At 45.0% G+C, this 1912-nt stretch carries 3 protein-coding genes and 1 pseudogene; all 4 read right to left on the bottom strand.

What is annotated here, in order from left to right; translation table 11 throughout:
* The coding region (locus H595_RS24485; protein WP_037055543.1) for a hypothetical protein at window positions 1-208 on the bottom strand (208 nt) is incomplete at its 3' end.
* Window positions 209-349: 141 nt separating this feature from the next.
* On the bottom strand, window positions 350-823 hold the full coding sequence (locus H595_RS0119545; RefSeq protein ID WP_027672650.1) for a hypothetical protein: 474 nt from the start codon (window positions 821-823) through the stop codon (window positions 350-352).
* Window positions 824-830: 7 nt separating this feature from the next.
* Window positions 831-1178 (bottom strand): DUF7674 family protein, encoded by a 348-nt coding sequence (locus H595_RS0119540; protein ID WP_156886038.1) that lies wholly within the window; start codon window positions 1176-1178, stop codon window positions 831-833.
* Window positions 1179-1189: 11 nt separating this feature from the next.
* Window positions 1190-1876: pseudogene (locus tag H595_RS24480) on the bottom strand (RHS repeat-associated core domain-containing protein); the annotation flags it as partial.
* Between the last annotated feature and the right edge of the window lie 36 nt (window positions 1877-1912).

Here is a 1912-nt window from a genome sequence, read left to right as displayed (position 1 = left end):
CAGTAAACGCGCCTTGCAGTGCTGCTGCCCCTACCTGCCAGTAATCGACACAGCCCAAGGAGCGGCCCTCTATTACTACCTGGTACAGGAACTCTCTGGCGGCACCAAACAGCGCCCGGCCAACGATAACCTGCAGTATCTCACCGGTGGGGTCAATAAAGTTTACCGGGTCCGCCCAGTACGTAGCCGTATAAGTTACTGTCGCCACCACCAAAGCGGATGGGGTCTTTACTGGTGACAATGTACTATTTTGATAAAGCAGATAAAAAATCGGGCTACAGCACCCGATTATTTTACTCTATACACTCCGATACGGACGATACGGTTAGGGCTGGTAAAATTTAAAAATCTATACAATCACCCGAGCATTTATATCTGGATCAGAAGCAAGACAGTCTTCTATCCGATCAAAAATATATAATTCGTCCCCCAGATTCATAACAAAAATAGAAATTTCAGAATCAAAACTAAACCCAACACCTACTATCTTGTCGCACTCTGATTCCAGTAAGTATGTCTTAAATACCTGCTTATCAATGCACTTATGCCACATAGCACAGGCCGATACGTCTCTTACAAGCTGTTTACCAAACTCACCCATATCATTATTCATCAACAACTCGCGGGAAAATTGCATCGATTCACCATCAGATGCGCATTTTAAAACGCAGTTTTCTGAAGTCGAAAAAGTCAGACTAACTGCTTGCGGATGATCTATCTCCTCAACACCATCAAAAATAAACAGCAAAGCATCAACAGACCTTAACTCTTGACCAGATAACTGTTGTAACCAGACGGTGATATCGTTCTGCTGCTTTATCATTTTATCGTTAATTGTATTTAGATAGCTCTTCGACCAATTTAGCACTCAACAATCCCCTTATACCTTCAAAACTTTTCTCGTCTCGTGATAGGTTTTCTAAAAACGATACTGAAATAAGTTCTTTTAATTTCTCATCTTCAACCGCAAAAGCTCTGTCTATAAAATGAAGTAATCTTTTTAATACCTCCGAGTCTGGGTTTTCAAAATAAAGTTCCTCAGAAAACCTAGTTACGTCTCCCATAAATACATGTTCGATCAGCTCATCATAGTCATCAATGTGCTCAGAATAGGCTATCGAAAGCTCTGGTACCTCTTCAAGCAATAAATTCATAAATGTTTGGAAACTAATTGTCACGGGAATCCCTATCATCTTCCAAGAGCGTTATTAAGATCGTTCAAAATTGTTTGAGCGGCACTACGATCTGACGGCGAAGCATTTGGGTTTTTCTTCAGCCACTTGCTCAATGCGTTTGCGTATTGCTCACCTTTCGTAGTGTGAAATTTCCCGCCAACTGGATTGCCAGTTAATGCTTCGTGCCGAATAGCATCAGCAGTGCTGCCAGAACCAATTGGCTTTTTTGTCTCAGCGCCTTTATACAAGTCTTTGACAAGGTTGTTCAGTTTAGGATCTGTAACAGTTGGCTTTGGTACCCCTCTTGTAACTTTCCTCAGCTTACCCAGCTTATCAACAATCCAACCGACACCTCCACCGCCAACTGCGCCCATGGCTGCCGCTATCGCGACTTCACCAAAATCAACGCAGCCAAAGGATTTCCCCTCCACCAGCATTTGATACAGGATATCTGCACCAGCACCAAATACTGCACCAACAATAAACTGGGCGAATTGGCCGGTTGGGTCAATAAAGTTTACCGGGTCGCCCAGTACGTAGCCATACAGGTTACTGTCACCCCCACCAAAGCGGATGGGGTCTTTACTGGTCCAGCGGCCGGTTTGGGCGTCGTAGTCCCGCGCACCAAAGCGGGTTAAACCAGTGTCGGCATCGTACAAGCCTCCGGCCCAGCCGAAGGGCTGAAAGCCCGGGTTGGTATCTTGCGTAACCGCCGCCCCTAAGGGTCAGGTCTTGCT

The organism is Rheinheimera baltica DSM 14885 (assembly GCF_000425345.1).
GTDB lineage: Bacteria > Pseudomonadota > Gammaproteobacteria > Enterobacterales > Alteromonadaceae > Alishewanella > Alishewanella baltica.
Note: the sequence above shows the minus strand (reverse complement) of the source record. Positions and strands in the feature narration are given on the sequence as shown.

What these genes read in the sequence shown, in the direction of transcription:
- H595_RS0119545 (WP_027672650.1), bottom strand. Translation starts at nt 823, where the DNA reads ATGATAAAGCAGCAGAACGATATCACCGTCTGGTTACAACAGTTATCT.